The sequence below is a fragment of the Puniceibacterium sp. IMCC21224 genome (assembly GCF_001038505.1).
In the GTDB taxonomy this organism is placed as follows: domain Bacteria; phylum Pseudomonadota; class Alphaproteobacteria; order Rhodobacterales; family Rhodobacteraceae; genus Puniceibacterium.
In genome coordinates this window covers 20,907-47,351 of the sequence record NZ_LDPY01000003.1, presented here as the reverse complement: position 1 = coordinate 47,351, position 26,445 = coordinate 20,907, and the positions used below count along the sequence as shown (strand labels likewise).

Annotated in this window: 30 protein-coding genes and 2 pseudogenes; 7 read left to right on the top strand and 25 right to left on the bottom strand. The window is 61.5% G+C overall.

The features are described 5' to 3' along the window. Nucleotides 1–235 precede the first annotated feature (235 nt). The 13 genes and pseudogenes from IMCC21224_RS21800 to IMCC21224_RS21740 form a co-directional block, all read right to left on the bottom strand. On the bottom strand, nt 236–1,261 hold the full coding sequence (locus IMCC21224_RS21800; protein ID WP_047997728.1) for a type IV secretion system protein: 1,026 nt from the start codon (nt 1,259–1,261) through the stop codon (nt 236–238). After that, complete coding sequence (locus tag IMCC21224_RS21795; RefSeq protein WP_047997727.1) at nt 1,261–1,680, bottom strand: hypothetical protein; 420 nt, start codon at nt 1,678–1,680, stop codon at nt 1,261–1,263. The genes IMCC21224_RS21800 and IMCC21224_RS21795 overlap by 1 nt, the downstream gene beginning before the upstream one ends. Before the next feature lie 17 nt (nt 1,681–1,697). Beyond that, nucleotides 1,698–2,108: pseudogene (locus IMCC21224_RS28295) on the bottom strand (ATPase, T2SS/T4P/T4SS family); the annotation flags it as partial. A gap of 461 nt (nt 2,109–2,569) precedes the next feature. Then, entirely contained in the window at nt 2,570–3,283 is a 714-nt protein-coding gene (locus IMCC21224_RS21785; protein WP_047997725.1) for a TrbG/VirB9 family P-type conjugative transfer protein, read from the bottom strand. Beyond that, on the bottom strand, nt 3,280–3,927 hold the full coding sequence (locus IMCC21224_RS21780) for a virB8 family protein (protein WP_047997724.1): 648 nt from the start codon (nt 3,925–3,927) through the stop codon (nt 3,280–3,282). Before IMCC21224_RS21780 ends, IMCC21224_RS21785 begins: the two co-directional genes overlap by 4 nt. A 26-nt stretch (nt 3,928–3,953) precedes the next feature. Continuing rightward, on the bottom strand, nt 3,954–4,751 hold the full coding sequence (locus IMCC21224_RS21775; RefSeq protein ID WP_047997723.1) for a type IV secretion system protein: 798 nt from the start codon (nt 4,749–4,751) through the stop codon (nt 3,954–3,956). Beyond that, nucleotides 4,748–5,914, bottom strand: coding sequence for a lytic transglycosylase domain-containing protein (locus IMCC21224_RS21770; RefSeq protein WP_047997722.1), 1,167 nt, complete (start codon nt 5,912–5,914; stop codon nt 4,748–4,750). The genes IMCC21224_RS21775 and IMCC21224_RS21770 overlap by 4 nt, the downstream gene beginning before the upstream one ends. Before the next feature lie 4 nt (nt 5,915–5,918). Further along, nucleotides 5,919–6,134: a hypothetical protein gene (locus IMCC21224_RS21765; RefSeq protein ID WP_047997721.1), complete on the bottom strand. Its 216-nt coding sequence runs from the start codon at nt 6,132–6,134 to the stop codon at nt 5,919–5,921. Then, nucleotides 6,131–8,527 carry a type IV secretion system protein B4 gene (locus tag IMCC21224_RS21760; RefSeq protein ID WP_047997720.1) on the bottom strand — a complete coding sequence of 799 codons (2,397 nt, stop codon included), beginning with the start codon at nt 8,525–8,527 and terminating at the stop codon, nt 6,131–6,133. Before IMCC21224_RS21760 ends, IMCC21224_RS21765 begins: the two co-directional genes overlap by 4 nt. After that, a complete protein-coding gene (locus tag IMCC21224_RS21755; protein WP_018065947.1) occupies nt 8,517–8,795 on the bottom strand; it encodes a type IV secretion system protein VirB3 in 279 nt (92 codons plus the stop codon). Before IMCC21224_RS21755 ends, IMCC21224_RS21760 begins: the two co-directional genes overlap by 11 nt. Before the next feature lie 21 nt (nt 8,796–8,816). Next, a complete protein-coding gene (locus IMCC21224_RS21750) occupies nt 8,817–9,107 on the bottom strand; it encodes a TrbC/VirB2 family protein (RefSeq protein WP_072244820.1) in 291 nt (96 codons plus the stop codon). After that, nucleotides 9,104–9,703 (bottom strand): lytic transglycosylase domain-containing protein, encoded by a 600-nt coding sequence (locus IMCC21224_RS21745; protein WP_369796060.1) that lies wholly within the window; start codon nt 9,701–9,703, stop codon nt 9,104–9,106. The genes IMCC21224_RS21750 and IMCC21224_RS21745 overlap by 4 nt, the downstream gene beginning before the upstream one ends. Nucleotides 9,704–9,812: 109 nt before the next feature. After that, on the bottom strand, nt 9,813–10,172 hold the full coding sequence (locus tag IMCC21224_RS21740; RefSeq protein WP_047997718.1) for a hypothetical protein: 360 nt from the start codon (nt 10,170–10,172) through the stop codon (nt 9,813–9,815). Between the two features lie 221 nt (nt 10,173–10,393). On the opposite strand from IMCC21224_RS21740, the gene IMCC21224_RS21735 reads away from it, so the two are divergent. The 3 genes from IMCC21224_RS21735 (at nt 10,394) to IMCC21224_RS21725 (ending at nt 12,832) form a co-directional block, all read left to right on the top strand. Then, nucleotides 10,394–10,642: a hypothetical protein gene (locus IMCC21224_RS21735; protein ID WP_047997717.1), complete on the top strand. Its 249-nt coding sequence runs from the start codon at nt 10,394–10,396 to the stop codon at nt 10,640–10,642. Nucleotides 10,643–11,316: 674 nt separating this feature from the next. Beyond that, nucleotides 11,317–11,748 carry a hypothetical protein gene (locus tag IMCC21224_RS21730; protein ID WP_369796059.1) on the top strand — a complete coding sequence of 144 codons (432 nt, stop codon included), beginning with the start codon at nt 11,317–11,319 and terminating at the stop codon, nt 11,746–11,748. A 241-nt stretch (nt 11,749–11,989) separates the two neighbouring features. Continuing rightward, the gene (locus IMCC21224_RS21725; protein ID WP_047997715.1) at nt 11,990–12,832 is read left to right on the top strand and encodes a hypothetical protein; all 843 of its coding nucleotides are present in this window, start codon (nt 11,990–11,992) and stop codon (nt 12,830–12,832) included. 67 nt (nt 12,833–12,899) lie between these two features. On the opposite strand, the gene IMCC21224_RS21720 is transcribed toward IMCC21224_RS21725, so the two are convergent. Continuing rightward, entirely contained in the window at nt 12,900–13,274 is a 375-nt protein-coding gene (locus IMCC21224_RS21720; protein WP_082135402.1) for a PIN domain-containing protein, read from the bottom strand. A 266-nt stretch (nt 13,275–13,540) separates the two neighbouring features. Here IMCC21224_RS21720 and IMCC21224_RS21715 point away from each other — a divergent pair, with 266 nt between their 5' ends. From IMCC21224_RS21715 to IMCC21224_RS29025, 3 genes and pseudogenes are all read left to right on the top strand, one after another. Continuing rightward, a complete protein-coding gene (locus IMCC21224_RS21715; protein WP_053079151.1) occupies nt 13,541–14,095 on the top strand; it encodes a zinc-binding dehydrogenase in 555 nt (184 codons plus the stop codon). Next, nucleotides 14,095–14,508, top strand: a complete 414-nt coding sequence (locus IMCC21224_RS21710) for a nuclear transport factor 2 family protein (RefSeq protein WP_047997714.1) — start codon at nt 14,095–14,097, stop codon at nt 14,506–14,508. The genes IMCC21224_RS21715 and IMCC21224_RS21710 overlap by 1 nt, the downstream gene beginning before the upstream one ends. Further along, nucleotides 14,490–14,648: pseudogene (locus IMCC21224_RS29025) on the top strand (IS6 family transposase); the annotation flags it as partial. The gene IMCC21224_RS21710 and the pseudogene IMCC21224_RS29025, both read left to right, overlap by 19 nt. 93 nt (nt 14,649–14,741) lie before the next feature. On the opposite strand, the gene IMCC21224_RS21705 reads toward IMCC21224_RS29025, so the two are convergent. The 9 genes from IMCC21224_RS21705 to IMCC21224_RS21665 form a co-directional block, all read right to left on the bottom strand. Beyond that, nucleotides 14,742–15,413, bottom strand: a complete 672-nt coding sequence (locus IMCC21224_RS21705) for a GntR family transcriptional regulator (protein WP_047997713.1) — start codon at nt 15,411–15,413, stop codon at nt 14,742–14,744. A 68-nt stretch (nt 15,414–15,481) separates the two neighbouring features. Beyond that, on the bottom strand, nt 15,482–16,249 hold the full coding sequence (locus IMCC21224_RS21700) for an SDR family NAD(P)-dependent oxidoreductase (RefSeq protein WP_047997712.1): 768 nt from the start codon (nt 16,247–16,249) through the stop codon (nt 15,482–15,484). Next, a complete protein-coding gene (gene hisD / locus IMCC21224_RS21695; RefSeq protein ID WP_047997711.1) occupies nt 16,246–17,574 on the bottom strand; it encodes a histidinol dehydrogenase in 1,329 nt (442 codons plus the stop codon). Before hisD ends, IMCC21224_RS21700 begins: the two co-directional genes overlap by 4 nt. 8 nt (nt 17,575–17,582) lie before the next feature. Beyond that, a complete protein-coding gene (locus IMCC21224_RS21690; protein ID WP_047997710.1) occupies nt 17,583–17,891 on the bottom strand; it encodes a hypothetical protein in 309 nt (102 codons plus the stop codon). 34 nt (nt 17,892–17,925) lie between these two features. Then, entirely contained in the window at nt 17,926–18,879 is a 954-nt protein-coding gene (locus IMCC21224_RS21685; RefSeq protein ID WP_047997709.1) for a VOC family protein, read from the bottom strand. Nucleotide 18,880: 1 nt separating this feature from the next. After that, entirely contained in the window at nt 18,881–19,732 is an 852-nt protein-coding gene (locus tag IMCC21224_RS21680) for a fumarylacetoacetate hydrolase family protein (protein ID WP_047997708.1), read from the bottom strand. Between the two features lie 38 nt (nt 19,733–19,770). Next, on the bottom strand, nt 19,771–20,727 hold the full coding sequence (locus IMCC21224_RS21675) for an ABC transporter permease (protein ID WP_047997707.1): 957 nt from the start codon (nt 20,725–20,727) through the stop codon (nt 19,771–19,773). A 9-nt stretch (nt 20,728–20,736) separates the two neighbouring features. Next, nucleotides 20,737–22,275, bottom strand: coding sequence for a sugar ABC transporter ATP-binding protein (locus IMCC21224_RS21670; RefSeq protein WP_047997706.1), 1,539 nt, complete (start codon nt 22,273–22,275; stop codon nt 20,737–20,739). Nucleotide 22,276: 1 nt separating this feature from the next. Beyond that, nucleotides 22,277–23,221 (bottom strand): ABC transporter substrate-binding protein, encoded by a 945-nt coding sequence (locus IMCC21224_RS21665; protein ID WP_047997901.1) that lies wholly within the window; start codon nt 23,219–23,221, stop codon nt 22,277–22,279. Nucleotides 23,222–23,382: 161 nt separating this feature from the next. Between IMCC21224_RS21665 and IMCC21224_RS21660 the strand changes: the two genes are divergently transcribed. Beyond that, complete coding sequence (locus tag IMCC21224_RS21660; protein ID WP_047997705.1) at nt 23,383–24,249, top strand: sugar phosphate isomerase/epimerase family protein; 867 nt, start codon at nt 23,383–23,385, stop codon at nt 24,247–24,249. A gap of 42 nt (nt 24,250–24,291) precedes the next feature. Here the strand turns inward: IMCC21224_RS21660 and IMCC21224_RS21655 are convergent, their stop codons facing one another. Both IMCC21224_RS21655 and IMCC21224_RS21650 read right to left on the bottom strand, forming a co-directional pair. After that, nucleotides 24,292–25,422 carry a serine hydrolase gene (locus IMCC21224_RS21655; protein ID WP_047997704.1) on the bottom strand — a complete coding sequence of 377 codons (1,131 nt, stop codon included), beginning with the start codon at nt 25,420–25,422 and terminating at the stop codon, nt 24,292–24,294. An 80-nt stretch (nt 25,423–25,502) separates the two neighbouring features. Further along, nucleotides 25,503–26,429, bottom strand: a complete 927-nt coding sequence (locus IMCC21224_RS21650) for an ABC transporter substrate-binding protein (protein ID WP_047997703.1) — start codon at nt 26,427–26,429, stop codon at nt 25,503–25,505. Nucleotides 26,430–26,445: the final 16 nt, after the last annotated feature.

Here is a 26,445-nt window from a genome sequence, read left to right as displayed (position 1 = left end):
AGCCATAATTCGCTTCGGCCCACCATTCATTTGGACGAGATAAAGCACTTACAGCTTACAAAGCCATCTCGTTGGCGGCACTGTACGGACATGACAGCGCACCGAAATGCCCACGAAGTAGTGCGATATCACGCGATCGAAACATGCACATGAACTGCACACGGCATCGCACAACCAATTGAAAAAATGCTTAAATCGTCACCATCCATCACGGGAGCCACACTCGCTTCTGGCTTCAACGACCCAACCTTTTCGCCCTCTCGGCCATCCGTACCACCTGCGCGCTTGCCGTTGCCGCGGCGCTCCGCACGGCGGCGGGAGCCTGGACAGCCCCTCGTCCGATCGCTTCGCCTGTCGTGAGTGCACCGATCCTCGCCCGGCCCTTGACGCCGTCGGTATTGAATATCCCCCGCATGATCCCGGTCGATCCAGCGACCACAGCAGGTGCCGCAGCCACCATCAGGTTCCCAGAGATACCCCGCACGATCAGCGGCGTAGCCGCGACGAAACCCTTGGCCAGGAACACCATCACGAAGAACGGCACCAGCGAGCCGATGTTGGTGGCCGAGTTCGGATCACCGAGCTGGGCCAGAAGCGAATTCGCCATTCCGACAACGGTCGAGAACATGGCGGCGATGACGATGGGGTAGAAGGCGTAGCTGATCGTCGTCGAGACCCATCTGTGGAAGAAATCCTTGGTCGCATCGAAGAGCGACAGCGCGATCATGATCGGCGCGAGGCCGAGCATCAGGGTGAGCATCATCTTGGCGAAGATGAGGACGATGCCAGTCATGAAGCCGAGCAGGCTCAACATGACAAGGCCGATCCCGCCGAGGATCGCGCCGGTCATCCAGTTCAGGTTGTTGCCGATCGCGTTGAGGTATTGGCTGAACTCGGTGATCAGCCGGTCGAATTCGCCCGCGAAGTAGGTGGCCCCTGCCCCGCCGCCGCCAACCGAGGAGATCAGTGCCCCGGCGATGTAGTCGAGCCCGCCGATCACGGCATTGGCCACAGCGTTGAAGTTGGCCCAGTTGAAGGCAAAGAGCCCTATCAACATCAGCTTTATCAGGTACCAGAAGAAGCTGGCCCCATCCATGCTTCGGAACTGGAAGGCCATGTTGATGCAAACGCCGATCAGCGAAAGCGTGACCATCAGCAGGATGATCGTGCCGGTATTGCTTGCCACCGCCCCGAACTGAGACTCGGCCGCATCGGCAAGGAAACCGTCAGCGGTTCCAACCATCCAGCTGACGATGCTCATTACCAGTTGCCTTGCGTTTCGCAGATATCCTGGACGTCGCGGGCGATCTGGTTCTGCTCGTTCCGAAGGGCCAATTGGGCCTGAGTGTGCTCCGCTTGGGTGCTTGTCGCGAACCGTTCCTCGTACTCGGCGGAGGCTGCATCCCATGACGGGAAGCGGACATCACAGCCGCAATCGCCGGTTTCCTTGATCGCCTCCCATGACCGCAGCTCGTAGAGCCGCATCAACGTCAGCGCCTTGTAGGCCTCGCGCGGGTGGACCTCGTCCATCCAGGTCGGGCGAGCGGGCCGGTCGTTGCAGATCCGGTACTGCTGGGGCGTGATGGTCACGGTGAGATCGTTCGTGACCTGAGGCGAGGTCTGGGCCGCGAGTGGCGCGGCCAGCAGGGTGACAGCTGCGGCGAGGATGGTCTGGCGCATGGGGGTTTCCTTTCGGTTCATTTGGCCGCGACCGTGGGGCGCTCGGCACCCCCGGCTGGACCCGTGTTCTGGTCTGGATGTCTTGCCTGCCCCGGCAGGAAGAACTCGGTGATGCCGCGGGCGCCGTCATGGCGACCGGCCTGGATGACCACGTCGATGGAGCCTTCAATGTAGTCGACCATGTCGGCATAGGTCATGGGTACGTCAGTCTTGAGGGCTGCGATGGCGAGCCGGCGGACGGCCAGCTGTGGGGTCTCGGCATGCAGCGTGGTGAGCGAGCCACCGTGGCCTGTGTTGATCGCCTCAAGAAAGGTTATTGCCTCCCGCCCCCGGACCTCCCCCAGTACGATGCGGTCGGGCCGCATGCGCAGCCGCGCGACTTCGAGGTCCATGCGCAGCTGGTCGAGCTCGCGGTCGCGTTCGGTCAATTGCCGCTCGAGCGCGCGCTGCGCCTCGGTCGAGGCCTCCTGCAGCGCCGCGATCTGCGCCGTGAGATCGGCGATAGCCTGCTCCGCGCCGCTGTCCGATGCCTCGACAGGCCGCGCGCGCAGGTCTTCGAGTTCCGCCCGAAGCGTCGCGAGGCTTTCCATCAGCGCCAGTTCAGACGCAGAGGGGCCCGTTTCGGCGGGCGGCGGCGCAGACTCGACCACTGGCATTGGGGCCAGGTCCCCAAAGCCCGATCCTGTGGTCTGGAACTCTTCCGGAGCTGCGGTCGGCAGTGGGGCTTCCGGCGATGGCTGTAGGGCGGCCCAGGCCAGCCCGCCCACGGCCACGATCCCGGCCACACCGAGGATGGCGGCCAGCGGGGAGGCCCGCGCGGCACCGCGCTTCTTGTCGCCTGTCGCTTCAAGGGCCGCGAGGCGGGCGGCGAGGTCTTCGGTGTCCTGGCTCATGACGTGGGCCCACCCATATCCTGAACACAGACTTCGTCTTCGCCGAGGCGCAGGACCCATTGCCGGTTCACACCCGAGACCCGGATCACACCGTCCTCGAGTGCCGTGCTGTTCACCGCCCGCTCGCCGCCATTCGCATAGCGAAAGATCGCCGGGACCGGCGCGTTCCGCGCGAAGCGGAAATACGTGAAGGTGCCGTCATCCCAGATGGCTGTCGGTGTGAACTCCTCCCGGGCGCTGACAGCGTAGTTGGCATTCGGCGCCTCTGCCGCGACCGCCCGGGCCGGTTGAACGCGGCTCTCGGGATAGCGGAACTGCACGACGTAATGCGGGGTCTCGCGCGCCTCGACCACGTGGAAATAGTAGGAGCGACGGTTCGTGTAGACCGTGATGTTGGTGGCGACACCAGAGGCGGCAGGCTTGATCGCGAAGGCCCGACCGCCCGGCACGCCGTCGAACTGGAAGCCCACCGTGTCGCCTGCGATGATCGAGCGGATGGTCTCGCCCTCGCCGAACTCGACGGTGGTGACGCGGGTCAGAGTGGTGACGACGCGGTAGACCTGCCCCTCGGTCCAGGTGGCGATCCGGACGCGATTGTCATGGGGGCCAGCGCGCGGCGTGGTCTCGGCAAAGGCTGTTGGTGTGGAAAGCACCAGGGCACCGGCGACGAGCAGGGCGTGAACGGATGCGAGAACGGGAACAGAGGTCATTCGGAACGGTCCGATCGGATGGCATATTGGGTGACGGTGAAGCCGAAGGGGTTCTGCCAGACATCGTCGATCGAGCGGGTCCGTTCGGGCTGAAAAGCGAACATCAATGTTGCGGTGAACGATCCGTCCTGCGCGCCCTGCGGGCTGGTCAGGCGCTTTCTGAGACGTACCTGGGCGCGGTTGTCACCGATCAGCGTGATCGAGGCGATCTCGACAGCCATCTCTGCCGCGGGGCCGTAGCGGGTCGGCGGATAGCTCTCCTGCCCGGAGGTCCACATGGTGCGCATGCTGGCCTCGGCCGCCCCGGTGGATTGCGCCAGAACGCGGCGCACGCGCAGATCGTTGTCGAGCTGGTTGTAGGCCTCGCGATCCAGGATGTAGCGGTAGATCTGCGCCTCGATAATGGCGGGACGCTCCGCCAACGAGACCGTTTCGACCGTGGCGTTCGGCAGAGCGAGACCGGTCGCGGGGTCATAGGGCACGACGACTGGCGGGGGCGTCTCGACCATCAGGGCGACGACTGCGGCTGCAAGGCAGCCAAAAACGCCAAAGCCCGCCCCGCAAAGGCCGATCAACCGCCAGAGCTGTTCCCGGCGCAGTGCGCCATGGATCAGTTCCTCCTCGACGAGTTCTCGCGTGCTCATACCTGCCGTCATGTCTGGAGCCTTGCTCATGGCGCGAGGCTCGGCAGGGTGAAGTCCATGTAGCGCCGCTCTTCGGCAACGGTGGCAGCATCCACCACGCCCGCGTTGCCCGCGCCGAGGGTCTGGATCGCTTCAAGCTCCCACATCCGCGTCATGGCGATCGCGAGTTCCGCCGTGACGCGGGTGTTGTGGTCCATTGACTCCTTGAGGTCCTCCATGTCGGGGATCAGCTCGACGAGTTGTTCGACGCGTTCGAGCGACTGAGCGGCCTCTGCATGGCTGTTCTGGGCGGCCGCGGACATCACGGCGCCCGTCGTGGCGCGGATCGCGACACCTTCTGCGCCGGGATTGCCGCTGGTGGCGATCTCGCGGAGTGAATCCTCATCGAATCCGGCGCTGGCGAGCGCCTGTTCCATCTGCGTGCGCAGGGGCCCTGCGTTGGGGCCGATCAGGCTTGACCAGTCGCCCGCCTGGATGCCCCGGATCAGACCGGGAATGTCTTCGAAATTGGCCTGCAGGAGGTCGTCGAGATCGCCGCCCATGGCTAACCCAAGGATACTGCGCGGCCCGGTCAGCGAGGCATACATCTCCTCGAGCTGGTCGAACTGTTGCTGCAGAAGGTCGAGCTGCTCCAGCGCATTGTCCAGAAGATCGGTCTGGATCCCGAAATCCTGCAGCATCTGCTGAAGCTGACGGATTTCCTGGGCGATGTTCTGGGTATCGACCGTGGGCACGCCCTGTGCGGTGACAGGCCCCGCAAGGACGGTGGCCAGCGCGAGCGTCGCGGCGGTGGTGGTAAGGGAACGGGACAAGCGCCGGATCATCGCAAATTCTCCTGGGTGAAATCCATATATTGTCGCTCGGCGGCTTGGGCCGCGGCCATGGCGAGTTGCTCCTCGCTCAGCGGTTGGGTGTGAGCGGCCTTGATCCGGGTGCGGATCGCGACCAGCCGGGCAAGCTCGGCGCGCGCGTAGGTGTTGAGCGCGATGGCCTCGTGCAGGTCTTCGGTCTCGCCGATGCGGGTGATGATGTCCTGCACCCGCAAGGCAGCTGCGCGGACCGAGACCAACGAGTAGTCGCCGTAGACACCCGCCCCATGGGCGGAGAGACTGAAGCTCGCGTTCGCCAGAAGGACAGGGTCGATAGTGCCGAGCGCATCGATGCCGCCCACGGCGGCGAGGTAGCTGTTGTACTGCTGCGGGATCACCACGACGTAATGCTGGGTTTCCGCAAAGGGCGGGACGCCGCCGTAGTTCTGAACGTTGCCCGGGCCTGCGTTGTAAGCGGCGAGCGCATGGATGATGTTGCCATCGAACATGTTCAGCATCTGCGCGAGGTAGCGGGCGCCCCCCGTCACCTGCAGCCAGGGATCGTCATAGTAGGCCGGGTAGATCCCGAGATCGCCCGCGGTGCCGGGCATGATCTGCGTGAGCCCGAAGGCCCCCACAGGCGAGCGCGCGCCAATTTGGAAGCGACTTTCTTGCCAGATCAGCGCCTGCAGAAGGCAGCGCCACTGCACGAGCGAAAGGCCCGCACGGCTCACACCCGGCAGGCCGTGGGTATGACGCGCGGCGCGGATGATCAATTCCTCGATCCCTTCCCGGGCATCTCCGAACATCCGGGCCGCGGCCGGGTTGTTGTCCTCCGGCGCATAGAGGCTGGCGGCCGCGCTTTCGACGTCGTCAACCGCCCCTTGCCCCGCCTCGAGCCCCGCAACGGTTCCCGCGACATCGCCGGAGCCGAGGGACATGGCATCCATGAGCCCCTCTAGCGAGGCGAGTTGCTGGCGCTCGATCTCCGCCAGTTCCTCTTCGCGGGTCAGCCGGTCCTGCTGAAGTGCCAGATCCTGATCGGTCTGCTCGAGGATTGCCTGTCGTTCGGCAAACAGGCGTAGATCGAAGGTCGGCACGCCTTGAGCGACCGCTGGCCCGACGCTGGGGCCTGCCAGTGCAAGACTGACCATCGAGAGGGGGAGCCAGGTCCGCATGCGATTAGCCGCCTGCCCCCAGCATCACGAAATCGCAAGCCGTGTCGCGGCGCGTGACCTCCGCCCCCATGGTCGAGATCGTGACGGCGGCGGCTCCTGCCTGCGCAGGAGCCTCGCGAAAATTGAAGCAGTTGGCTTGCTGGGGGTTATGCTGCGCACAGGCTGTCAGGGTCAGGCCGAGCCCGAGCAGCGCGACGCTGCGAATGATGGTACGGGTCATGTCACTCTCCAGAAATCAGGGCGGTCACGGTAGTCGGGGCCAACGAGGGCCTCGCCCTTCTCCATGCCGCCAAGGATGGTTACGAGGGGGCCGAGGGCGCTGAGATCGGCGTCGATCACGACGGAACCCCGGTCATCGCGCACGAGGGCCAGCCGCGAGGCGGAGCCGACGCCCAAAAGCACATCGAGTTCTTTGTCGCTGAGGCCGAGCATCGCGTAATCGGCGGCCGAGGCGCGGATATTGGGCAGGAGCACTTGGGTCGGCACGGCTTCCACGATGGTCTTGCCGGTCCGCGTGCGCTCGAGCTGGCTGGCATATTGCGTCATCATCACGACGACTGCGTTTTGCTTGCGCGCTGTCACCAACCAGTTCGAGAGCCGCTCCGCGAAGTAGGCGTTGTCGAGCGCCTTCCAGGCCTCGTCGATGACGATGATCGTGGGCTTGCGGTCCTCGATCACCCGCTCGACGCGACGAAAGAGGTAGGACAGGACCGCCATGCGTTCCCGCTCGCTCTCGGAATCGAGGATGCCGGTCAGATCGAAGCCCGCGACGTCACCGTCGGTGCTGCCCCCGATTTGGAAAGTGTCGTCTGTGTTCGCCCCAAAGATCCAGCCGTAGCGGCCCTCAGCCGTCCATTCCTGCATCCGCTCAAAGAGATCGCCTTCGTCATCGGTCGAGACGAGGAGCGAGGCGAAGTCCGACCAGTTCCGAAGACCTGCGTTCCCGGCGCTGGCGTTCTGGCGCACGACCTCCTGCAGGCGGTTGGTCTGTACCGGGGTCAAAGGCCGGTCGCGGCGTTCGAGGAGGCTGGCAAGCCAGTCGGCAAGCCAGGCCTGACCGCGCGGGTCGATCTCCGTCTGCAGTGGGTTCAGGCCCGTGGGCCGTCCCGCCCGCACGGTCGAATAGCTACCACCAAGCGCGCGGACGGCCATTTCCATGCCAGCCCGATAGTCGAAGACGAAGAGTCGGGCACCTGCTCGCCGGGCCATGGTCATGAGGAAAGCCGCCAGCACGGATTTGCCCGAACCGGGGCGCCCCAAGATCAGCGTGTGCCCGCCTGTGGGCTCACGGTCAGGCGCGCCCTGTTCGTGGAAGTTGAAACGGAACCCGCTGCGTTCGGGCGTCGGGAAAAGCGTGATCGGCACGCCCCAGGGCACTTGCGCGGCCGTCTTGCCGAGCGGGGTGCGGTGGAAGGTGGCGAGATCGGCGAAGTTGTGGTTCGTGATCGCGGCCTTGCGGCTCCGCGCGCCAGTGTTCCCCGGATGCTGCGCCATGAAATGCGCCCGTGCCCCGAAGGCCTCCGAGATCAGGTTTATGCCGGAGGTCGCGGAAATGTTGCGGATTTCGGCTGCGATATCGTCGAGGGCGGCCTGAGATCGCGCATAAACCGCCACCGTCATGTGGTGTTCGCCAAAGATCAGGCGTTTCGATTCCAGATCGTCCTGCGCAAGCTCCAACTCCTGCGCGAGGCTGACGGCCCCGTCATTGGCCGCCTGCATCAGGCGCAACTGCCGCTTGATCCGGCCTGCCATGATGTTTGCGTTGATCGGCACGAAAGAATGCGTGACCACCATGTCGACGGGCAGGTTCAGCTCGTCGAGCATCAGGCTGTCCGTCTTGGCGGGATAGTTCTTCACCGCGAAGATCGCGCCGAGCTTGTCGCCCACAGCGCCGTCGGAGAGCGCGATGGTCGTGCCGCGGAAGGTGACGCGGGTATTGGCGACATCCTCGGCGATCACGCCGAGGCGCGACCGCGGGAAGAGCGGATGTTCTTCGCCTGTGTTGAGCGAGCCGAGGAAGCCCAGCAGCTCACCCGTGCTGGCCGCAAGCAGGCGGGGCTTCAACTCATCGAAGGACGACTGCAGAAACCCCACGACCTCATCGAGCTTGCGCAAGCGTCGGGTCGTGTCGGCTGCATGCCGCGCGCGGGACGCCCCAAGACCGAAGGGCAAGCGGCTGCCGATCTCCGGGCGCTTCAGCACTGTCAGGGTCAGGGTCTTGTCGCGCAGGCCCGCTTGGCCCAGATGCGCGCGCCAGCGCTGATCGACGGCGGCGGCGAACCCTTCGCCCGGGATCGCCGGCAGAGACACGTCGACCGCTTTCGACACCTTGTGCAGGTAGAAGGAGAACTCCGTCCCGACCTGCGCGATGATGCCCGCCAAGAGTCCGCCGATCCGGTCGAGATGCCCGTCCTCGCTCGTGGTGCTGTTCACCCCCTCGAGCCGGATGCATTGCATCAGTTCGTTGCCGCGCGTCCGGATCGTCCGGTCGGTCACGAGGCTCACATAGGGCAGCATGGACGAGAGCCGCTTCTCGCCCTTGACCCACGCAGGCAGCGCGGTCAGCGGATCGAGTGTGTCGGCCACGTCATCGGCTACTCCATCACGGGGCATAGCTGTCGCCCCCGTGAAGCTTGCGGTTCGTCGTGGGCGGGGTTTCCTGCAAGGTGATCACGAGGACATCGAGGAAGTTCGGATCCCAGTCCGCGGCTTTCCAAAGCGCCGGCCAGGCCAAGCCCGCGAACACAGCCACCACCCAGCTCTGGACCCAGAGGAACAGAAGCGTCGAGCCGAAGAGCCAGACCATGGCATACATGATCGGCAAGCCCATCAGCTTGGGTGGCCTGAGAAGGCCGATGAACACGCGGGACTGGTCGGACATCGCCAAGAACTCCAGACTTGCTCAGGTCGTCCAGATGGCGGCGACGATGGTGGGCGCCGCGGCGATGCCTGCGATCGCGACCACGACCCAGAGCGCCTGACGGAAATCCAAGATTCCGAAGAGCCAGGAGAGGAACACGCCGATCAGCGCGAGCGTGCCGATCACGATGCCCAAGGGGCCGGTGATCGCGTCGACGATGCCTTGCAGCAGCGTCTGCACGGGCGAGAGGTCGATGCTTTGGGCCAGCGCCGGGCCCGCCAGCACGATAAGGGCCATCGCGCCGAGCGCGACAAGGGAAGATTTGGACGTCACGAAAGGTCTCCTCTCAGCCGCTGGAACACGGCTGTCACACGGGCCACATGGCCTTGGGTTTCTCGAAAGGGGGGAATGCCGCCATGGCGGGTGACCGCATGGGGACCGGCATTGTAGGCCGCGAGCGCCAGCGCGGGATCGCCGAACTCCTCGAGCATCATCAGAAGGTATCGGGCCGAGCCGTCGAGGTTCTGAGCAAGGTCGTGCGGGTCAACGCCGAGATCGCGCGCGGTGTCGGGCATCAGTTGCCCAAGCCCGATTGCCCCGACCGGGCTCAGAGCGCCAGGATTGTAGGCGCTTTCGACCTCGATATTGGCGCGGTAGAACAGCGCCCAATCACTGACCGACAGACCTGCCTGACGCAGAGCGTCATGACTGCCGTAACGCAAGGCGGTGGTCTCGATGGCGTGGAGGATTTCGGGTGAGGCGCGGACCGCGCGCGGGGCGACCGCTGCTGCAGCCGTCACATCGCTCAGGGGATCATCATCCCCGCGGGACTGCGGCGCTGCAAAAAGAAAGAGGCGATCTGGAAGGGGCCCATTCTGGGCATCGTCGTCGCCGGTGAACGAGCGCAGGCTGCTCGTGGTCTCGGCCATGTCGATCAGTCGGCCATCGGGGCTGACCTGGAAGATGAAACCGTCGGCAAGGGCCGGGGGTGCTGAACAAACACCTGTACCCAATGCAACGACGAGCGCAAATGCGCGGTCAGTTGTCCTTGACCAGAACCGGGCCGGTTCGTGGCTCGGGCGTGCGCCCGGGTGCTGCATGGCGCTCGCGGGCGCCTTCGATGAGCGGGATGCTGGCGGTCGTGCAACCCATGTCGGCAAGGAAGCTGACAAGACCGACAATCGTCTTGAACTCGCGAACCTTGAGATAGCTACGGCTCGTGACGAGCATCTTGTCGTCACGCCCGTCCTCAGCAACGGCACGGATGACCCATGTGCCGTACCAACTGTTATGGCGCTTCTCGGCGCCATCCTTGCAGACCACCTCGATGAGGTAGTGTTCGGCCAGCAGGCCGCGCAATCCGTCTTCTGTAACCACATTCGGTGCTTCTTCTATCATGGCCTTCCCTTGGGTCCTTTCCTGCCTGAGGTGCAGTACCGGTCCCACGGGTTCGAAACACCGTGGGCGATACAATACAACATTAACGGTAGCAAGACAATAATACCGACTTGACGAAGATCGCCTTGCTTCGATAAGAGTGATACCTGACAGATCGATAATCTTAAAGGCGGCAAAGGAGTTTTGCCCTGCACATAAACTGTGCGCGCAATATAACCTTGATGCTGCTGATCCTGTACGTTGGAGCGGCCGGTCCGGCTGCCGCCTGCATTTCCCCTGAGCGACCGTTTCTTCCCCAGTCTCAAGAGGACATGCGCACTTACGCGGATCTGATCCGGGGGGATTTCGAGGCCTACATCGCCGATGTTCAGGACTACTTCCGTTGCCTCGATGAGGAACGCGCGCGGGCCTTTGTCGAGGCTAGGGAGGTGAGCGAGGACTACGGGCGGTTTGTCGAGGCGGTTGAGTGACCTCTAGACGGAAAGCGGTCGGATGGCGCCGCTGCATGGAAAATGCGGCGAGGCGCGAATTGCAACAATAACTCCTTGCTCAAACGAGTCTTTTAAGTGTGTTTCTTATGCGCTTCGGATCGGCTGCATCACCTGAACTGCATAGGCAAGGCGTATAGGGCGACGGGCACCTACTCGCGTTTCATGCGGGAAAATGCAGATAAATCGAGGGTAAGCGATTGCAATGATCGCGTGGTTTCCACGTCGTCTTGCGTCAGCAAATCGACAAGATCTTCCTGATTTGGTTGCCCCAAGGCGAGGCGGTAGAGCAACCGTTGCGTCTTCAACTTCGCGAACCGATCTATGTCGCGGCTCTAGGGAAGTGCGAAAACAGCAGGATACGATGAAATAGTCTTGCTATCGTTAGTGTTGTTTTGTATCGCAGCACCATTATAGTTGGAGGCGGCGTCATGAAGCACAGGGTCCGAAGCGCGGCGGCCGCCGCTGCTATCACCGTATCGAGCCTCGTCGGTTCAGTCGAGCAGGCGCAAGCCTACCAGGTTGACTGCGCCATCTTGCTCTGCCTGGCCGGAGGCTGGCCAGCATCGGCGCCTTGCGCCCATGCGCGGGCCGTCTTCATTCGGCGGATTACACCGTGGCCGATCGAGCCGCCCCTACAGATATGGCGATGCCCGATGGGAGTGTTGTTCAGCGCCCCTGCCCCGCTTTCGCCGATGGAACGGCTCTACGACATCGCTTTTCGAACTGAGCCTCAGATCAGCGTGCCGCAAGACCCGCCGCTCGTTGTGCCGGTGCAGGCAGACGAACAAGCTGACATCGACATCTCAGGCGATGCCTTCGACTTCGTTCGCAGCATTCGCGTCTATCACATCCAGTTCAGCCAGCACGAAAACCGGGATGGCGATTGCAACCGTTACGACAGCACCCGCCTGGGTTCATATGGGGTGCAAGGCGATTATCGTTGGACACGGTCGAGCGTAGCCGATGTCCCTCCAGTATCGCAACTTCCCGAGCCCGTTCACTGCAGATCGATCAGCTACCGCTCCGTCTTCGTGGACTGGCGCGACCACGAGGGAAACTACGGCTTCGAAGAGGTCCGCTACTGACCCTGCGCGGGGCGGCGTGGCGCCGACCCGTATCCGATAAACCCTGCACCAGAGACTGTGCACCGACCCCAAAAAGGGAAACGACGCCAGACCGTGAAGCCTGACGCCGCGCTAGAAAAAAACCCGTGAACAAGGTTTTTCTAGCGCACTGTCCGAACCTCTGCAACCAGCAAAGTTGTTTTGCTTGCATAAATGTTGTTATCTCACGGCATGGCCTCGGCTCTCTCAGGAGACACCGACCATGGAACCCACTACCGGCCTGATCTTGCGACGGATCACACAGACAGAGCTTTCCGTATCCGCCCATAAGTTGGCAACGATCATCCTCGATGGCATCGCCTGGAAGGAAGGCTACAACGGCTTGTCACGCGGGACAGCCGCGTTCACCCTATCTGCGCTCGCAGACAAAACGGGCGTTTCGCGCCAGTATCTGACCGTGCTCTTGACTGAACTCGAAGCCTCCCAGCTGCAACTCACCCGCCAAAAGCCCAATGGCAAGTATGCACCGTGGCTCTTTCGCTTCACAGCCTTTGATGAAGAAGGCGAGATCGAAGATGTCGCGTCAGGTAGAGACGACACATCACTATCTAGTAAAGATTATAACAAAACTGTATTCTCAGGGCATATCAACATTAATGCAGTTTCAAACGTGTTCCAGACATGCTGGGCCGACTTGATCAAGGCTGCGAAGACCGTGCTTCCATGCTGGAATGTCGATACGCAAGTGATCTGGGATCGCTTCCTTGCGTTCAACCGCGCGCGCGGCAACGAGAAGGTTCCGGCGGGTTTCTTACTCGGATTCATGCGCAGGTGGCGCACCGCGCCAGGCGCTACACCTCGACCAAGAGAATTGCCCGAACCGCAGGTGATGCTCGATCCGAGAGAGCGCGAATTACGCGATCAGATCAAGGCCGCACCAAGCGCAAACCGCCAATTTCACGCTTCGGACCTGTGCAGCAAGATCGGTATGGCCGCTTATGAGGCGCGGGTTCTCGAGGTCATCCACCAGTTTGGATGCCAGCGGTTCACAGCCATGCGGGCTGTGCATGGTCGAGCTGTATTGGCTGGGGAGATTGCGCGGTGACAATGGAGAGGTTAGCACTTGCAATGCCAAAACGAGTTGAACACGCCCAGACCCGCGATGGCGCCAATCAGAGCAGATCGGCAAACTGGTCTAGGTCAGCAACAGTTGCGACCAGCCCTTGTTGCGTCAGGATCGACAGATATTCGTCAACGCTCTCGGGCGGGCTTTTGAGGCGGGCGCGAACTTTGCGTAGCGCGGAGCAGACCAGACCGGGCGCGAGAGAAAGCTGGTTCCGAAAAAAGTCGTCGGGGTGCTGGGTCTCGATGCCGAATGGTTCAAGTGCCTCTGGTGGGAAGTCCTTCAGGTTCTGAGTGACGATGGCGTCACAGCGCCCGACGATCGCGGCCGCCAGAACGTGCCGGTCGTCGGGATCCGGCAATATGAGGGCCGGCACCAAGGCCTCATAGCCGGTGACCAGGCAGTCGCGTGTGGCCCTGTCCATCAAGTCGCGTGTTCCGCGATACCCGCAACTCCCGGCAAATCTGCTTGATCGGCTTCTTGTCCTGAAAATACGCCCGCCGGGTCTTCGCAATCGTCTCCACAACCAACATCCCACACTGTGCTCCCCGATAGCCTCGGGGGCATTATCCACATCAGTGTAAGGGGGTCATTTTTGGATGCCGATCACCCCGCTACGGGGTCAAAATTGCATGCCTGTTCACAGCAAGGACCCTTCTGATCGTCGGCGGTGCCGGAGGGGTAGGGTCAATGGCAATCCAGGTCGGTAGGATGGTGGCTGGCCTGACCATTATCGCCACCGCGTCACGGAGTGAAACGCGTGATTGGTGTCTGAACCTTGGCGCGGACGCAGTGATCGACCATTCGGGCGACATGGCCGCAGAAGTGACTGTACGCGACCTGCCTGCACCGGACCTGATCCTTTTGGCTGCCGATCCTGACACGCACTTCCCGATACTCGCGGCCATGCTCGCGCCGCAAGGACGCATCTGCTGTATCGTCCCGTTTGACACACCGCCCGACGTGAATCTGCTGATGCAGAAAAGCGCCGCGCTGACCTGGGAATTCATGTTCACGCGGGCCATGTTCGTCACCCCTGATCGGGCACGGCAAGGCATCATCCTAAACCGTTTGGCGAGCTTGATCGATGCCGGTCGACTGACTCCCGCCGCGCCCGAAATTCTCGGTCCGATTAATGCTGCCAACCTGCGCGCGGCCCATTCCCGGATCGAGGGCAAGCGCACCATTGGCAAGCTGGTGCTTGCCGGATTTCCCCCAACCACAATCAACCAAGGAGCTTCCTGATGACCGACGCAACACAATCCGCCGTAGAGGTTACTCAAGCCTTCCTCGCTGCGATCTTCTCGGGTGCGATGGAAACCGCCATGGCCCTGACTTCGCCCGATGCAGTCTTCATTTCGACCAACCCACGCGACAATCCCGGCAATCCAATGCACGGAACCTTTACCGGCCATGACGGCGCCGCCGCGTTCTTTTCTGGTTTTGCCGAGGTTCTGGAACCGGGCGATTTTGAAGTGATTACGGCGTTTGGCGACGAGAGCCATGCCGCGTTCTATGGCAAACTGAGGCACACCGTGCGTGCTACTGGCAGGCCGTTCCTCAGCGATTGGGCCTTGATAACACGGATCGAGTACGGAAAGATCGCGCTCTACCACTTCTACGAGGATACCGAGGCGCTGAGCGAAGCCATGAGTTGATTCTCACAAGGCGGACCTGCGGGTCCGCCTCAACTGCCGCAACCATCGCGGGAATCGAAACCGCTCACATGATCCGAAAGGGTCAGTTCGGCGCAAACGGTCTTATCGCGTTTCAGCAATTCGCACAGCTGGCGGCATAATCATGTCCAGAGGTTGGCTATCCCAATTCGGCTCGGAAATTTGCGACGGAACCAAAATTTTCCCGAATTTAGCTTTATGTACGGTCGTGAAGGCTACTCTAGCGCCTCCACAAGGATTGTACAGGTTCGCTGGAAATGTTGAGAAATAAGTACTTCAGATTTCGCAATATCTTTTAACCTTACAGCCTCTGCTATTTCAGAATGCTCAGTCTGAACGTTGCGAACTGACTTTGCCATCGGAACAGAATACTGTCGGTAACGCTCACTTTGATCGTAAAGAAGGGACCGCATCTTCAACAGCCAAGTATTTTCACACGAAGCGACCAGCGCATTGTGGAAATACTTGTGTGCCAAAGCCCATTCGGGCGAAAGTATTGAAGGTACCCCTGTTAGATATGGCGTGCTATTTAACCTGTACACGGACGCGATGATCTCGGACTCCCACTCTAGGCTTGCGTGCTCAATAGCATTTCGGAGGCACAGTTTCTCGATCTCGATGCGAGCCGCGGTCAGCTGAACCAGATTTTCCCTAGTCAGTTCCGGAACCACGTAGCCGCGTCGCTGGAATGATTGGACAAGGCCTTCGGCAGATAGTTTTGACAGCGCCTCACGGACAGCACCGAGGCTGACCCCATGATCGCGCACGATCTGCTGGATGTTGAGCTTTGACCCTGGCGGTACGCGACAGCAAATGATGTCTTCGCGAAGACGACTGTAAACGTCCGAGGATATTGTGTTCTTACCCGACTTCATATCTCGCCCCATGGAAAATCCATTAATACTGGAGGGATATATTATCGGTATGAGTTGAAGAACGTCAACCGAAGGATGTACTATTCCGCTGTCCAACCGCCATCCACGATCAGATGCGTTCCGGTGACCATTGCCGACGCATCCGACGCCAGGAAAACCACCGGACCCATAAGGTCCGAAAGTTCGGCCAGCCGACCCAATTTGATCTTTTCCATGATCCACTTCTTTCTGTCGGGATTGGCAAAAGTCTGTTCCGTTAACGCCGTGCGCACGAAGGTTGGACACAGCGTGTTCACGCGGATGCCAGAAGGCCCCCACTCCACGGCCATCGACTTTGTCATGCCCTCGAGTGCGTGTTTCAAGGCGCTGTATACGCTGCGGTCGATCCCGCCGACATGGCCCATCTGCGAGGAGACATGCAGGATGCTACCAGGTCGGTTCGCCGCAATCAGGCCCCGCGCAACTTCGGTCGACAAGAAATAGGCCGCGCGTAGGTTCAGATCGACCGCAGCATCGAAGTCCTCGCACGTGGTGTCAACCGCGGGCCCGTGCCGGGCTAGGCCGGCCGAGTTAACCAGCACGTCGAATGGGTCGTTGTCGCGACAGAATGCCGCCACTGCCGCCAGATCGGTGATGTCGAGAGGCACTGGATGTGCGCTGCGACCCTCGGCCGCCAAAGTCGCGGCCAACACCGCGATTTCACGTTCGCGGCGCGCCAGCAGCGTGACCTCGGCCCCCGCGTGGGCCATGGCGACGGCGGCCGCCAGGCCAATGCCGGAGGATGCCCCCGCAACCAGGGCCCGTTTGCCATCAAGGCGAAAGGAAGGCGTGACCGGAAGGGGGGTCACGTCTCTTTGCCCATCCGCACTTCGGCCGCAGAGCCATATGGCACATTGACGCCGCCGTAGCGGCGGACGCGGATGTTGCATTGTTCGGCGTGGCCGAAGAACCCCTCCAGCATGCACAGCCGCGACCCGTATTCGCCGATCAGAGCAGCCGCATGGTCGGTGGTCACGCGCTGGTAGCTGTGCGTCTTGAGGAACTTACCGACCCAAAGACCGCCGGTGTAGCGCCCCGCTTTTTTCGTGGGTAGCGTGTGATTGGTGCCAATCACCTTGTCACCATTGGCCACGTTGGTCCGAGGACCAAGGAAAAGCGCGCCGTAGGAATGCATATTGTCCAGATACCAATCGTCACGATCAGTCATGATCTGCACATGCTCATAAGCCATGTCATTCGCGATCCGCAGCATCTCGTCATGATCGTCGCAGAGGATCACGTCTCCGTAATCCTGCCAAGACGCACGCGCCGTTTCGGCCGTCGGCAGAATTTCGAGCAGGCGCGTGATTTCAGTCAACGTCGCCTTGGCCAACGTCTCCGAGTTCGTCAGAAGGCAAGCTGGGGAGTTGTAGCCATGTTCCGCCTGGCCCAGCAGGTCGGTCGCGCAAAGCTCGGCATCGACCGTATCGTCGGCGATGACCATGGTTTCAGTTGGTCCGGCGAAAAGGTCGATACCCACGCGACCGTAAAGCTGTCTCTTGGCCTCGGCCACGAAGGCGTTGCCGGGACCGACCAGCATGTGCACCGGTTCGATGGTCTCGGTTCCGATGGCCATGGCACCCACCGCTTGGATCCCACCAAGACAAAGTATCTCGTGCGCCCCGCCCATATGCATCGCCGCAACAATGGCCGGATGCGGCGCCCCCTTGACTGGCGGGGCCGATGCGACGATGCGCGGCACGCCCGCAACCGATGCGGTCAGCACCGACATATGTGCCGAGGCGACCATGGGAAACTTTCCGCCCGGCACATAGCAGCCGACTGACTGCACCGGGATGTTGCGATGGCCGAGGATGACACCCGGAATCGTCTCGACTTCGATATCCGACATGGACGCTCGCTGCGCCTCGGCGAACCGGCGGATCTGATCCTGCGCGAACCGGATATCCGCCATCTCGCGAGCCGAGACCTTTTGTATCGCCGCCTCAATCTCTGATATTGTCAGCCGGAATGCCGCGGGCGCAAAACCGTCGAACTCCTCGCTCAGTTTTCGCACTGCCGCGTCGCCACCAGTCTCGATTCCCGTCAGCGCTTTTTCGACCGTGGTGCGCACGCGGCGGTCGTCCTCGGCGCGGTCCGCGTCCGGCTTGCTGGATTTTAGTCGTTTTGCCATCTTTTGTCCTATCCTTGGTGCTGCCAAGTGGGTTCGCCAGCGCTCAGCAATACGTGGCGTGCCGCGATCATCGCGCCAGCTTCAATTTCAAACGTCGCATACGCGGGGTCGTTGGCCATGAAGCGCCCGAAGGCATCGGGCGTCATGTTCCATTCCTCGACCAGCGCAACGCCGGTGTCGTCCACCCCTAACAGTACCTTTGTATTCAGGGAGTCGGGGTTGACCGATAAGCGGTCGAACAGCCGCTTCAGCGCTTCGACGCAGGCCGCGCGCTGACCAGGTTTGGTCTCAATCATGACAATGATCTTTAGCGTCATTCTGTCCTCCTGTAATGTCGAACGACAAGTCGGGTCACGCCTCGTGGTTCACCGTGAAATCTTTCGGCGGCTCTGGACCCCAGATGTAGAAGCTGTCCTCCGCCGCATGATCCCGGCCTTCCCACTCCACATCGGCCGGGATGTAGTCGATATCGCAGGAATATTCTGCGTAACTGCCCCAAGGATCGCGGACATAGTGGAAGAAGTTCGAGCCCAGTACGTGCCGCCCAACGCCCCATCCCCGGACGAAGCCTTTGTCAGCCATCTGCTTTGCACCTAACCCAACCTGGTCCACCGACGGCACGTCCCAGGACGTGTGATGAATGCCCGGCGCTTCGGACCGCACGAAGGCGACCATGTGGTGATCGCTACCGTGCCGCCCGTGCATGAATGCGATGTCGTTGCCGGATCGGTCCGACAGGCCCATGCCGAAGATCTGTACGTAGAACCGTACAGCTCTGTCGACGTCGCGCGTGAAGATCAGCACATGCGCCAGCCGCCGTGGCCGCACCTGACGCGCATCCTGCCGCTTTGGCGCACCCGCCTCGCCGGGAAGGGAGGACAGGTGCGTGCCGTAATATTTCTCTTCCGGCGCGGTCTTCGCGGTCACCTTCAATTCGATCAGGTTGCCATCATGGTCGTGCAGCCAAAGGCCGTTCGACTGGAAGCCCGGCGGTGCATCCAACAGCGGTAGGCCCGAAGCCTCAATGTGCTCCTGAAAGCGTGAGAGGTCCTCAGGGAACACCCCGAAGGACAGGTGATGAAAGCGTTTTGCCGCTCCTTCGATGAACAGCGCCCAGTCGTGATTGTAGCCTTCCGTCCGCGCGGCGTAACCGGTCGCCCTGTTCACAACGTCCAGCCCGAAACCCGTATGAAAGCGCTCTGCTTCCTCCAGGCTCGGCACGGTCATTGCGAAGTGGTTCAGCGAATGGACCCCTAGATGTCCTTCGCCCGGCTGGCTGATCACGCGCGATCTGATAACGGTCATCTCACTGTCTCGCGATAGGGTTGCGCAATGTGCCGAGGCCCTCAATTGTGACCTCACAGACGTCGCCATCTCTCATGTAGAGCTTGGGATCGCGCGCATGGCCGATCCCAGAAGGTGTGCCGGAAACGATGACGTCCCCCGTTTGCAGTGTCATTGCCTCGCTCAAATGGGCGATAATCTCGGCAATCGAGAAAACCAACGCATCGGTATTGGAGCTCTGCACGACCTTGCCGTTGAGCCGGGTTTCGATCTTCAGTCCTTTGGCGCCTGCGGGGAGTTCGTCGGCCGTGACCAACGATGGTCCGAAGGCGCCGGTGCCGTCGAAGTTCTTGCCAGGCATCCATTGCGGTGCTTTAAACTGGTATTCCCGCACCGACCCGTCGTTGAATACCGAAAAGCCAGCGATATGATCATGCGCCCGGTCCTTCGCGATATGGCGGCCCGGCTTGCCGATCACCACCGCCAATTCGCCCTCGAAATCCAACGTCGCCGATCCAGCGGGTTCGATCATCGGCGCATTGTGTCCTATGAAGCTGGACGGGAAGCGCGCAAAGAAAGTCGGGAAGTCAGGCTGGTCATAACCGGACTCCTCCGTATGGTCGCGGTAGTTCAGACCGACGCAGACCGTCTTAGGCGGACGGGGCAGCGGTGGAAGGAAGTTGATCGCTTCGACGTCGAAGACCGCCCCGTTGGCGAGCGACTGGCCAAGGGCAGTCAGACCCGCTGGTCCAATCTCCAACGCCGCTTCCAGAAGGTCGCTTTGCCTTGTCTCGATCACCTGCCCGCGTAGGAGGCCCGCCGCCTCAACGCAGAGAATGTGCTGGCCTTTATGATTACCCCTGACAAATCTCATGATCGTTCCCTTGCTTCTTGCATTTCACTGTTCACCCATCATCTACGGCGCCGGAGTTGATCGAGATAGACGATCACCACGATCAGAAACCCAGTGATGATCTGCTGCCAATATGGGTTGACGTTCAGCAGGTTGGCTCCGTTGTTGATCGTGGTCAGCGCCAGAGCTCCTAGAACTGAACCGGCCACCCCGCCGACGGCGCCGAAAAGACTCGCCCCGCCGATGACCGCCGCCGCGATGGACAGGAGCTCCCAACCCGTACCCGTCGTGGCGAGGCCGATTGAGATACGGCTCGCAGTTAGCACGCCGACCAGGGCAGCCAGACTTCCTGACAGCACGTAGACCAGACAGACGGTTGCATTGATGTCGATGCCACTCAGTCTTGCCGCCTCTGGGTTCGAGCCGACCGAATAGATGTGTCGTCCCCACTTGGTCTGTTTGAGCAGAAAGTGCATTGGCAGACCCACTCCAATCACCATCCAGAAGAGACTGGGGATGCCGAGGAAATCCTGTCGCGAGAATCGCGTAAACTCCTTCGGAAGGCCGGAAACTGTGGCGCCGTTGGTAATCAGAAGTCCGATGCCTACAAACACGGACATCGAGGCGAGTGTGATGATAAAAGGCGGTATGCCGAACTTCCGGATTGCTATGCCATGGTAGAGCCCGATCGCGGCGCCCATGACAAGCGTGATCAGGATCGCGAGGGGAATAGACACACCCGAGGTCAGCAGAAGCGCCACGATCACCGACGATAACCCAACAAGCGCTCCAACCGACAGGTCGATGCCAGCAGTGATGATGACAAGCGTCTGACCGATCGCAAGGATGGAGAGAAGCGCACACTGCCGCATGAGATTGGTAATATTCCCAGCAGTCAGGAAGGTGCTGGTCGACAGCGACAATCCCGTCCACATTGCCAGCAACAGGAAAACCAGCGTCAGGTTCAGCAGCAGGGTGACATTCACCGAGCCGATTTTTGATTTGATCGAATGCATTTCCCGCTCCTATCCGATTGCCGCCGACAAGACGGCGGCTTGACTGGCCTGTCCCCGGTCGAAGGACTGCACGACCCGACCCGTGCGCATGACGTGCAGTCTGTCCGCCAGGTCGAACACCTCGGGCAGGTAAGACGACACAATGATCACCGCAGCGCCCTCCTTCAGCAAACCCGCGATGATGCGATAGATCTCGGACTTCGTGCGGACGTCGACACCGACGGTCGGTTCGTCGAAGATGTAGAGCTTGGCGCCGCGTTGCAGCCATTTGCCGATCACGACCTTCTGCTGGTTCCCGCCAGACAGCCGCCCGACCTCTACCTCGACCGACGAGGCGACGATCCCCAGTTTCTGCATCCAGCCGCGCGTCGATTGACGTTCTTCCCCACCGTTGACGATCCCACCAGGCGCCAGAGAAGGCAGGCTGGGCAGCGACAGATTGGGCCGGATCCCGAGCGACAGGCACAGTCCTTCGTCTCGACGGCTTTCGGGGATCAGGACTATGCCCGCCCCGATCGCATCCGCTTCGCGCCGGATCACGCAGGCTCGGTCCTCGACGTAGACCTGCCCGGCCCGACTTCGCGTGCGTCCGAAGATGCCCCGCATCAGCTCGGATCGTCCCGATCCGATCAGGCCGAAGAAGCCGACGATCTCACCCGCCCGGACGTCGAAGGTCACATCTTCGAAGCCTTCGCCACTCAGCCCCTCTACAGCCAACACCTTTGGTCCGAGCGTGACCAACTCCTTGTGGTGAACGTCGCCGACGGCCCGGTTCGCCATGCATTCGATCAGCGCTTCTGGCGATGTCGCCGCGGTTTCGAAGGTCGACACCAACTGGCCGTCCCGCAAGACCGATGCGCGGTCGCACAGCTCGAAGATTTCTTCCATCCTGTGGCTGATATAAATGACCGTTCGTCCCTCGGCCTTTAACCGACGGATATAGCGAAAAAGCAGATCAGTATCGTGCCGTGTCAGGTAGGCTGTCGGTTCATCGAAGATCACGACTCGACTATCGAAGAGGATCGATCGCGCCACACCAACCAACTGCTGTCTGCCGATGGACAGTGTCGACAACACTGCGCCTGGGTCAATTTCTACGCCGAAATCCCGCAACGTCTCTACAGCACGCGCCCGCATCTCCCGCTTGCACAGACGGCCCATGCAAGTGGCCTCCTGGCCAAGGAATAGATTCTCGGTCACAGTCAGGTGTGGGCAGAGAAGCATTTCTTGATGCACAGCATAGACACCGAGATCCAGCGCCGTTCCTGGGCGAAAATCTGTGATCTGCCGACCTAGGATTTCAACCGAACCGGCGGTCGGTTGGAAGGCTGCCGTCAGAATGCGGATCAAGGTCGATTTGCCGGCCCCGTTCTCTCCTACGATTGCATGCACCTCGCGCTCCGCGATGTCGAGCGTAACCTCTACCAGCGCCCGCGTTCGCCCGAAGTGCTTGCTGACGCGGGTTAGCTGGATCGCCGGTTCGGAGGGCGCCGGGCCAGTGGGTGCTAATGCCGCAGACCCGCCCGAGACATTTGTTGTCAGCGTCATGTCAGTCGACCTTCGGACTCAGCAGTTCCTGCGACCGTTCAGAGGACATGTTCTCCTTTGTGATGACGTTCACACCGGTGTCGATGAGCTTCTCGACCGTCTCGCCATGGGCCGCTGCATAGGCCGCCTTGACGCCCTCGTATCCCATCCGGAAGGGATCCTGGACGATCAGCGCTGCGATGACGCCATCCGAGAGAAATTGCACCAGTTTTTCGTCGCTGTCGAAGGCCACAATTTTCACCTGGTCCTGCACATCGTTTTCCAGCACTGCCTGCCCGGCGCCGGCCCCCGTCACGAGGTCGGGCGCGAAGATACCGCGGATGTCGGGATGCACAGTCAGGAGGTCAGTCATGATGTTCACTGCCTCGGTGGCCTGACCACCCGCGATGCGTTCAGCTATGATTTCCAGCCCAGGATAGTCGGCCTCGAGCTTTTCCTTGAAACCGCGGACTCGTTGATCGAATGTCGACTGTCCGGCGAGTCCCACAATCAGCGCGACCTTGCCCTCGGGTGTGCCATGCGCTGCAGCAACTGCATCCGCCAAGGCAACGGCCGCCTGGCGGCCTCCCTCGACGTTGTCGGTGGTGACCATTGCGGTGATCGCCTCGGAATCTGCCGCTGAATCGACCGCGATGACTGGCACGCTTTCAGCGGCCTCGTCGATCGGCCCACCCAATGCGGAATACTCCAGCGGCGCAATCACGATGGCGGTCGCACCCGACGAGACCGCATTTTCGAGGATACCAATCTGGCCCTGAATGTCCGAGAACGATGTGGGACCCTGAACGGGAGTATTGATACCCAGCTCTTCCGCTGCTTTGCGGGCGCCGGCCGAAACGATGGCGAAATAGTAGTTGCCTGTGTGTTTCACGATCAGCGGAATGTTGTCCTGTGCGGTTGCTACTACCGGGGCAAGTAACGCCGTTCCCGCCAAGAACGTGCTCATCAACAGATTTTTCAATTGAACCTCCAAACTCCTCGACCGAGTCAAACCGGCCGCTCCCTGTATCAACCTGTCTGCCCAATATCGATTCGTCAACATAAAAATATATTGTTGATCATCTAATAGATTACTATACCATGTCCTCAAACACATCGGAGGAACGAATGAGATATGTTTTCTGGCCCGCGGCAGTGCGGACACACGGATTTGGCACACACGTGCGCGCAGCACGTATTGGCGGGTTCACGCATCTGGCGGTCGACCCGATCACTTGGCGCAACGCACGGGCCGACGGCCTCAGCGACGCCGACATGGTGGCCATGGCCGGGGATGCGGGGTTGACGATCAGCCATCTCGATACGATCACCGACTGGGCTCCTATCCGAGTGCCGGACGAGGTGAATCCGGCTCTCGCTGGCAAGTTCGACATCGACGCCGACGAATGTTTTCGGATGTGCGCGGGCCTGGGCATCACAGACATGCTTGCGGTCGCGGGTTACGACCTCGGCGCGGTGCCCTTCGACACGCTGGTCGACGGCTTCGGGCGGCTCTGCGACCGCGCGAAGGCAGAAGGCATCTGGGTGGATCTCGAATTCATGCCCTTCTGGGGCCTGCCGAACCTCGAAGACGCTTGGGCCATAGTGGAGGCTGTAGGCGCGAACAATTCCGGCATCCTAATCGACACCTGGCACTTTCCCAAAGGGAAGTACGACCCCGACCTGCTGAGGTCGATCCCGGAGCGGCATCTGAAGTCCTGCCAGGTCGCTGACGCGCTGAAGCAGCAGGAGGGTACCTCGCTCTTTGACGACACTGCGCATTACCGCAAGTTCGGTGGCGAGGGCGAGATGCCAGTGGTCGAGATCCTGTCAATCCTGCGTGAAAAGGGATTGGAAAACATTGGACCCGAAGTCTTTTCTGATGCCGCGGACGCGATGCACGTGGACGATGTCGGCCGCGTAAGCGGATCGACCCTGCGCAACGTGATGACCAGCGCCGGGTTCGATATTCCGGAGAACGTGTTGGCGGTCTGAATGCATGCCGGGCGCCGCCGTCTTGCGGTACCCGGACCATCGTCAGCTGGCGAAGGCGGCATAAACTTCGCGGATCACGCCGTTCGGGAAGTCACCGGTCATGCCACGCAGCGCGGTGTTTGTCAGTTGGACCGACACCAGTTCCTCCTCCGGATCGACGAACCAATGATGTCCCCAGGCCCCGCCCCACTGGAAGGTGCCGGTGCGGTGCGGTGTATCGGCCGCGACCGGATCGCGCAGAACCGCAGCGCCGTATCCAAAGCCCCAGCCCGGCCCATCGGTCGTCACCGGGATGTCGCCGATCATGTTGGTGTGCATCAGCTTCGCCTCGCGCGTTGGCAGGATTGGCGCGCCGCCGGTTCGGATGCATTCCAGAAACGTTGCAATGTCCCGCGCCGAGCCGCGGATCCCCGCCCCGCCGGAGTGGTATGACGCTGCGTCGAAGATCCGCCCCGGCGCATAGGTCACCCCTTCCACGAAGGGAACCAGCTGCTCCTCCGCATTCATCAGCCGCGCGATGCCGTCGCCGTCCCAGTAGGGCGGGACGATCCCGTCGCGATCCATCGGCGCGGCGAAGGATGTCTCCGACATGCCGAGCGGATCCAGAACGACCCGGCGGAGCACCGTCTCCAGCGGTTGGCCGTGCAGCTGCTCAAGCACCGCGCCGATTACATCTGTCGCGAGCGAGTAGTGCCAGGCGGTCCCCGGCTCGAACAGCAGCGGCGCGGCGGCCAGGCGTGCGAGGTTTTCCTCCAGCGACAGCCCCGGCTGGTCCAGCCCGGTCGAGACCTGGGTCTGCCAATGTGCGCTGTCGCGCGGCTCAAGGAAGGCATAGCTCAGCCCAGCGGTATGCGTCAGCAGGTGACCGAGTGTGATAACCGGAACGCGACCGTCCGGCAGCACCGGACGAAACTCCGGCAGCAAGTCGGTCACCGGCATTCCTGGTTCTAGTTGCCCCCCTGCAAAAGCTGAAAGCGCCGCCGCACTGGTTAGCGGTTTGGTGATCGAGGCCAGCCGATAGACTTGCCCAGTCTCCATCTTCCGAATCTCGTCCCGACGCCCGAAGGCTTGATGATAGATCGCTTCGCCGCCCTTCAGGACCAGCAGTTCTCCGCCATGGATCTGCCCCGTCTCCGCGGCGCCCTGCAGATAAGCCGTAAGGTTTTTCGTCATGCTTCTCTCCTACTAGAAATTCTGCGAGACCCGGAGCGGCCTGCCCCCCCGGGATCCCGTCGTTCCGACGCCCGATGCGCCTATTTCTCTCGCCAGCCGGGATAGCTGTCGACGGTGTCGCGGGTCACCAGACCCGTCGGCGCCTTGACCAGCTGGCCGGCGGCCTCGCTGCCGTCGCGGATCGCCGCGCCCAGTTTCACCGCCTGAAAGCCAAGCGAGAAGGGGTCTTGCGCGGCCGAGGCTGCGACCATACTTTCCGACTTCAACTCGTTCACCAGTTCCGCCCCGCCGTCGAAACCACCGATGGTAATACCGGAATAGCCCGCCTGCTTTGCCGCCAGATTGGCCCCGATGGCCATCGGATCGTTGATCGCGAAAACCCCGTCGACCTTGCCTTCCCGCGTCAGGATGCGCTGCATTACCGAGAAGCCGGAATCACGGCTGGCATCGCCTTCCTCATCCGCGACGATCTTAATACCAGAATTTTCCGCCAATGCCTGGTTGCAGCCGGCAATCCGGTCGATCACCCCCTGCACCTGGGGGCCGTTGATCAGCGCAACCTTGCCTTCTCCGCCCATCTGTTCGGCTATGTAGGAACAGACGATATACCCGCCCTGCACATTGTCTGTCACGACATTGGCCTGCGCTGCATTGGCAGCAGCATCCATACCTACGACGGTGACGCCTGCATCGACTGCCTTCTTGATGGCCGGGGTGATCGCATCCGGATCCGCCGCCACAAGTGCGATCAGCTGCGCCCCTGAGGCGGTGAGGCTGTCGATCAGGTTGAACTGCTTGCCCAAGTCGTTCTCGTAAGAAGTCACGGTGACCTTGGCGTCTGGATTGATCTCTTTCGCGGCGGCCTCTGCCCCGGCAGCCAGCGACACGTAGAACGAATTGCCGAGTGGCCCCGAGATAATGCCGATATTGTCCAGGCTTTCAGCCCAGCCGCCTCCTGTCGCCGCTCCAAAAATCCCGGCCGCGACGGCAAATGCATGGTGTTTCATGGTAGTCCTCCCGTGG

Bases quoted from the DNA above. Each gene is read 5' to 3' on its own strand.
- IMCC21224_RS21800 (WP_047997728.1), bottom strand. From the start codon at position 1,261: ATGAGCATCGTCAGCTGGATGGTTGGAACCGCTGACGGTTTCCTTGCC.
- IMCC21224_RS21795 (WP_047997727.1), bottom strand. From the start codon at position 1,680: ATGCGCCAGACCATCCTCGCCGCAGCTGTCACCCTGCTGGCCGCGCCA.
- IMCC21224_RS21785 (WP_047997725.1), bottom strand. From the start codon at position 3,283: ATGACCTCTGTTCCCGTTCTCGCATCCGTTCACGCCCTGCTCGTCGCC.
- IMCC21224_RS21780 (WP_047997724.1), bottom strand. From the start codon at position 3,927: ATGAGCACGCGAGAACTCGTCGAGGAGGAACTGATCCATGGCGCACTG.
- IMCC21224_RS21775 (WP_047997723.1), bottom strand. From the start codon at position 4,751: ATGATCCGGCGCTTGTCCCGTTCCCTTACCACCACCGCCGCGACGCTC.
- IMCC21224_RS21770 (WP_047997722.1), bottom strand. From the start codon at position 5,914: ATGCGGACCTGGCTCCCCCTCTCGATGGTCAGTCTTGCACTGGCAGGC.
- IMCC21224_RS21765 (WP_047997721.1), bottom strand. From the start codon at position 6,134: ATGACCCGTACCATCATTCGCAGCGTCGCGCTGCTCGGGCTCGGCCTG.
- IMCC21224_RS21760 (WP_047997720.1), bottom strand. From the start codon at position 8,527: ATGCCCCGTGATGGAGTAGCCGATGACGTGGCCGACACACTCGATCCG.
- IMCC21224_RS21755 (WP_018065947.1), bottom strand. From the start codon at position 8,795: ATGTCCGACCAGTCCCGCGTGTTCATCGGCCTTCTCAGGCCACCCAAG.
- IMCC21224_RS21745 (WP_369796060.1), bottom strand. From the start codon at position 9,703: ATGGCCGAGACCACGAGCAGCCTGCGCTCGTTCACCGGCGACGACGAT.
- IMCC21224_RS21740 (WP_047997718.1), bottom strand. From the start codon at position 10,172: ATGATAGAAGAAGCACCGAATGTGGTTACAGAAGACGGATTGCGCGGC.
- IMCC21224_RS21735 (WP_047997717.1), top strand. From the start codon at position 10,394: ATGCTGCTGATCCTGTACGTTGGAGCGGCCGGTCCGGCTGCCGCCTGC.
- IMCC21224_RS21730 (WP_369796059.1), top strand. From the start codon at position 11,317: ATGGGAGTGTTGTTCAGCGCCCCTGCCCCGCTTTCGCCGATGGAACGG.
- IMCC21224_RS21725 (WP_047997715.1), top strand. From the start codon at position 11,990: ATGGAACCCACTACCGGCCTGATCTTGCGACGGATCACACAGACAGAG.
- IMCC21224_RS21720 (WP_082135402.1), bottom strand. From the start codon at position 13,274: ATGGACAGGGCCACACGCGACTGCCTGGTCACCGGCTATGAGGCCTTG.
- IMCC21224_RS21715 (WP_053079151.1), top strand. From the start codon at position 13,541: ATGGCAATCCAGGTCGGTAGGATGGTGGCTGGCCTGACCATTATCGCC.
- IMCC21224_RS21710 (WP_047997714.1), top strand. From the start codon at position 14,095: ATGACCGACGCAACACAATCCGCCGTAGAGGTTACTCAAGCCTTCCTC.
- IMCC21224_RS21705 (WP_047997713.1), bottom strand. From the start codon at position 15,413: ATGGGGCGAGATATGAAGTCGGGTAAGAACACAATATCCTCGGACGTT.
- hisD (WP_047997711.1), bottom strand. From the start codon at position 17,574: ATGGCAAAACGACTAAAATCCAGCAAGCCGGACGCGGACCGCGCCGAG.
- IMCC21224_RS21690 (WP_047997710.1), bottom strand. From the start codon at position 17,891: ATGACGCTAAAGATCATTGTCATGATTGAGACCAAACCTGGTCAGCGC.
- IMCC21224_RS21685 (WP_047997709.1), bottom strand. From the start codon at position 18,879: ATGACCGTTATCAGATCGCGCGTGATCAGCCAGCCGGGCGAAGGACAT.
- IMCC21224_RS21680 (WP_047997708.1), bottom strand. From the start codon at position 19,732: ATGAGATTTGTCAGGGGTAATCATAAAGGCCAGCACATTCTCTGCGTT.
- IMCC21224_RS21675 (WP_047997707.1), bottom strand. From the start codon at position 20,727: ATGCATTCGATCAAATCAAAAATCGGCTCGGTGAATGTCACCCTGCTG.
- IMCC21224_RS21670 (WP_047997706.1), bottom strand. From the start codon at position 22,275: ATGACGCTGACAACAAATGTCTCGGGCGGGTCTGCGGCATTAGCACCC.
- IMCC21224_RS21665 (WP_047997901.1), bottom strand. From the start codon at position 23,221: ATGAGCACGTTCTTGGCGGGAACGGCGTTACTTGCCCCGGTAGTAGCA.
- IMCC21224_RS21660 (WP_047997705.1), top strand. From the start codon at position 23,383: ATGAGATATGTTTTCTGGCCCGCGGCAGTGCGGACACACGGATTTGGC.
- IMCC21224_RS21655 (WP_047997704.1), bottom strand. From the start codon at position 25,422: ATGACGAAAAACCTTACGGCTTATCTGCAGGGCGCCGCGGAGACGGGG.
- IMCC21224_RS21650 (WP_047997703.1), bottom strand. From the start codon at position 26,429: ATGAAACACCATGCATTTGCCGTCGCGGCCGGGATTTTTGGAGCGGCG.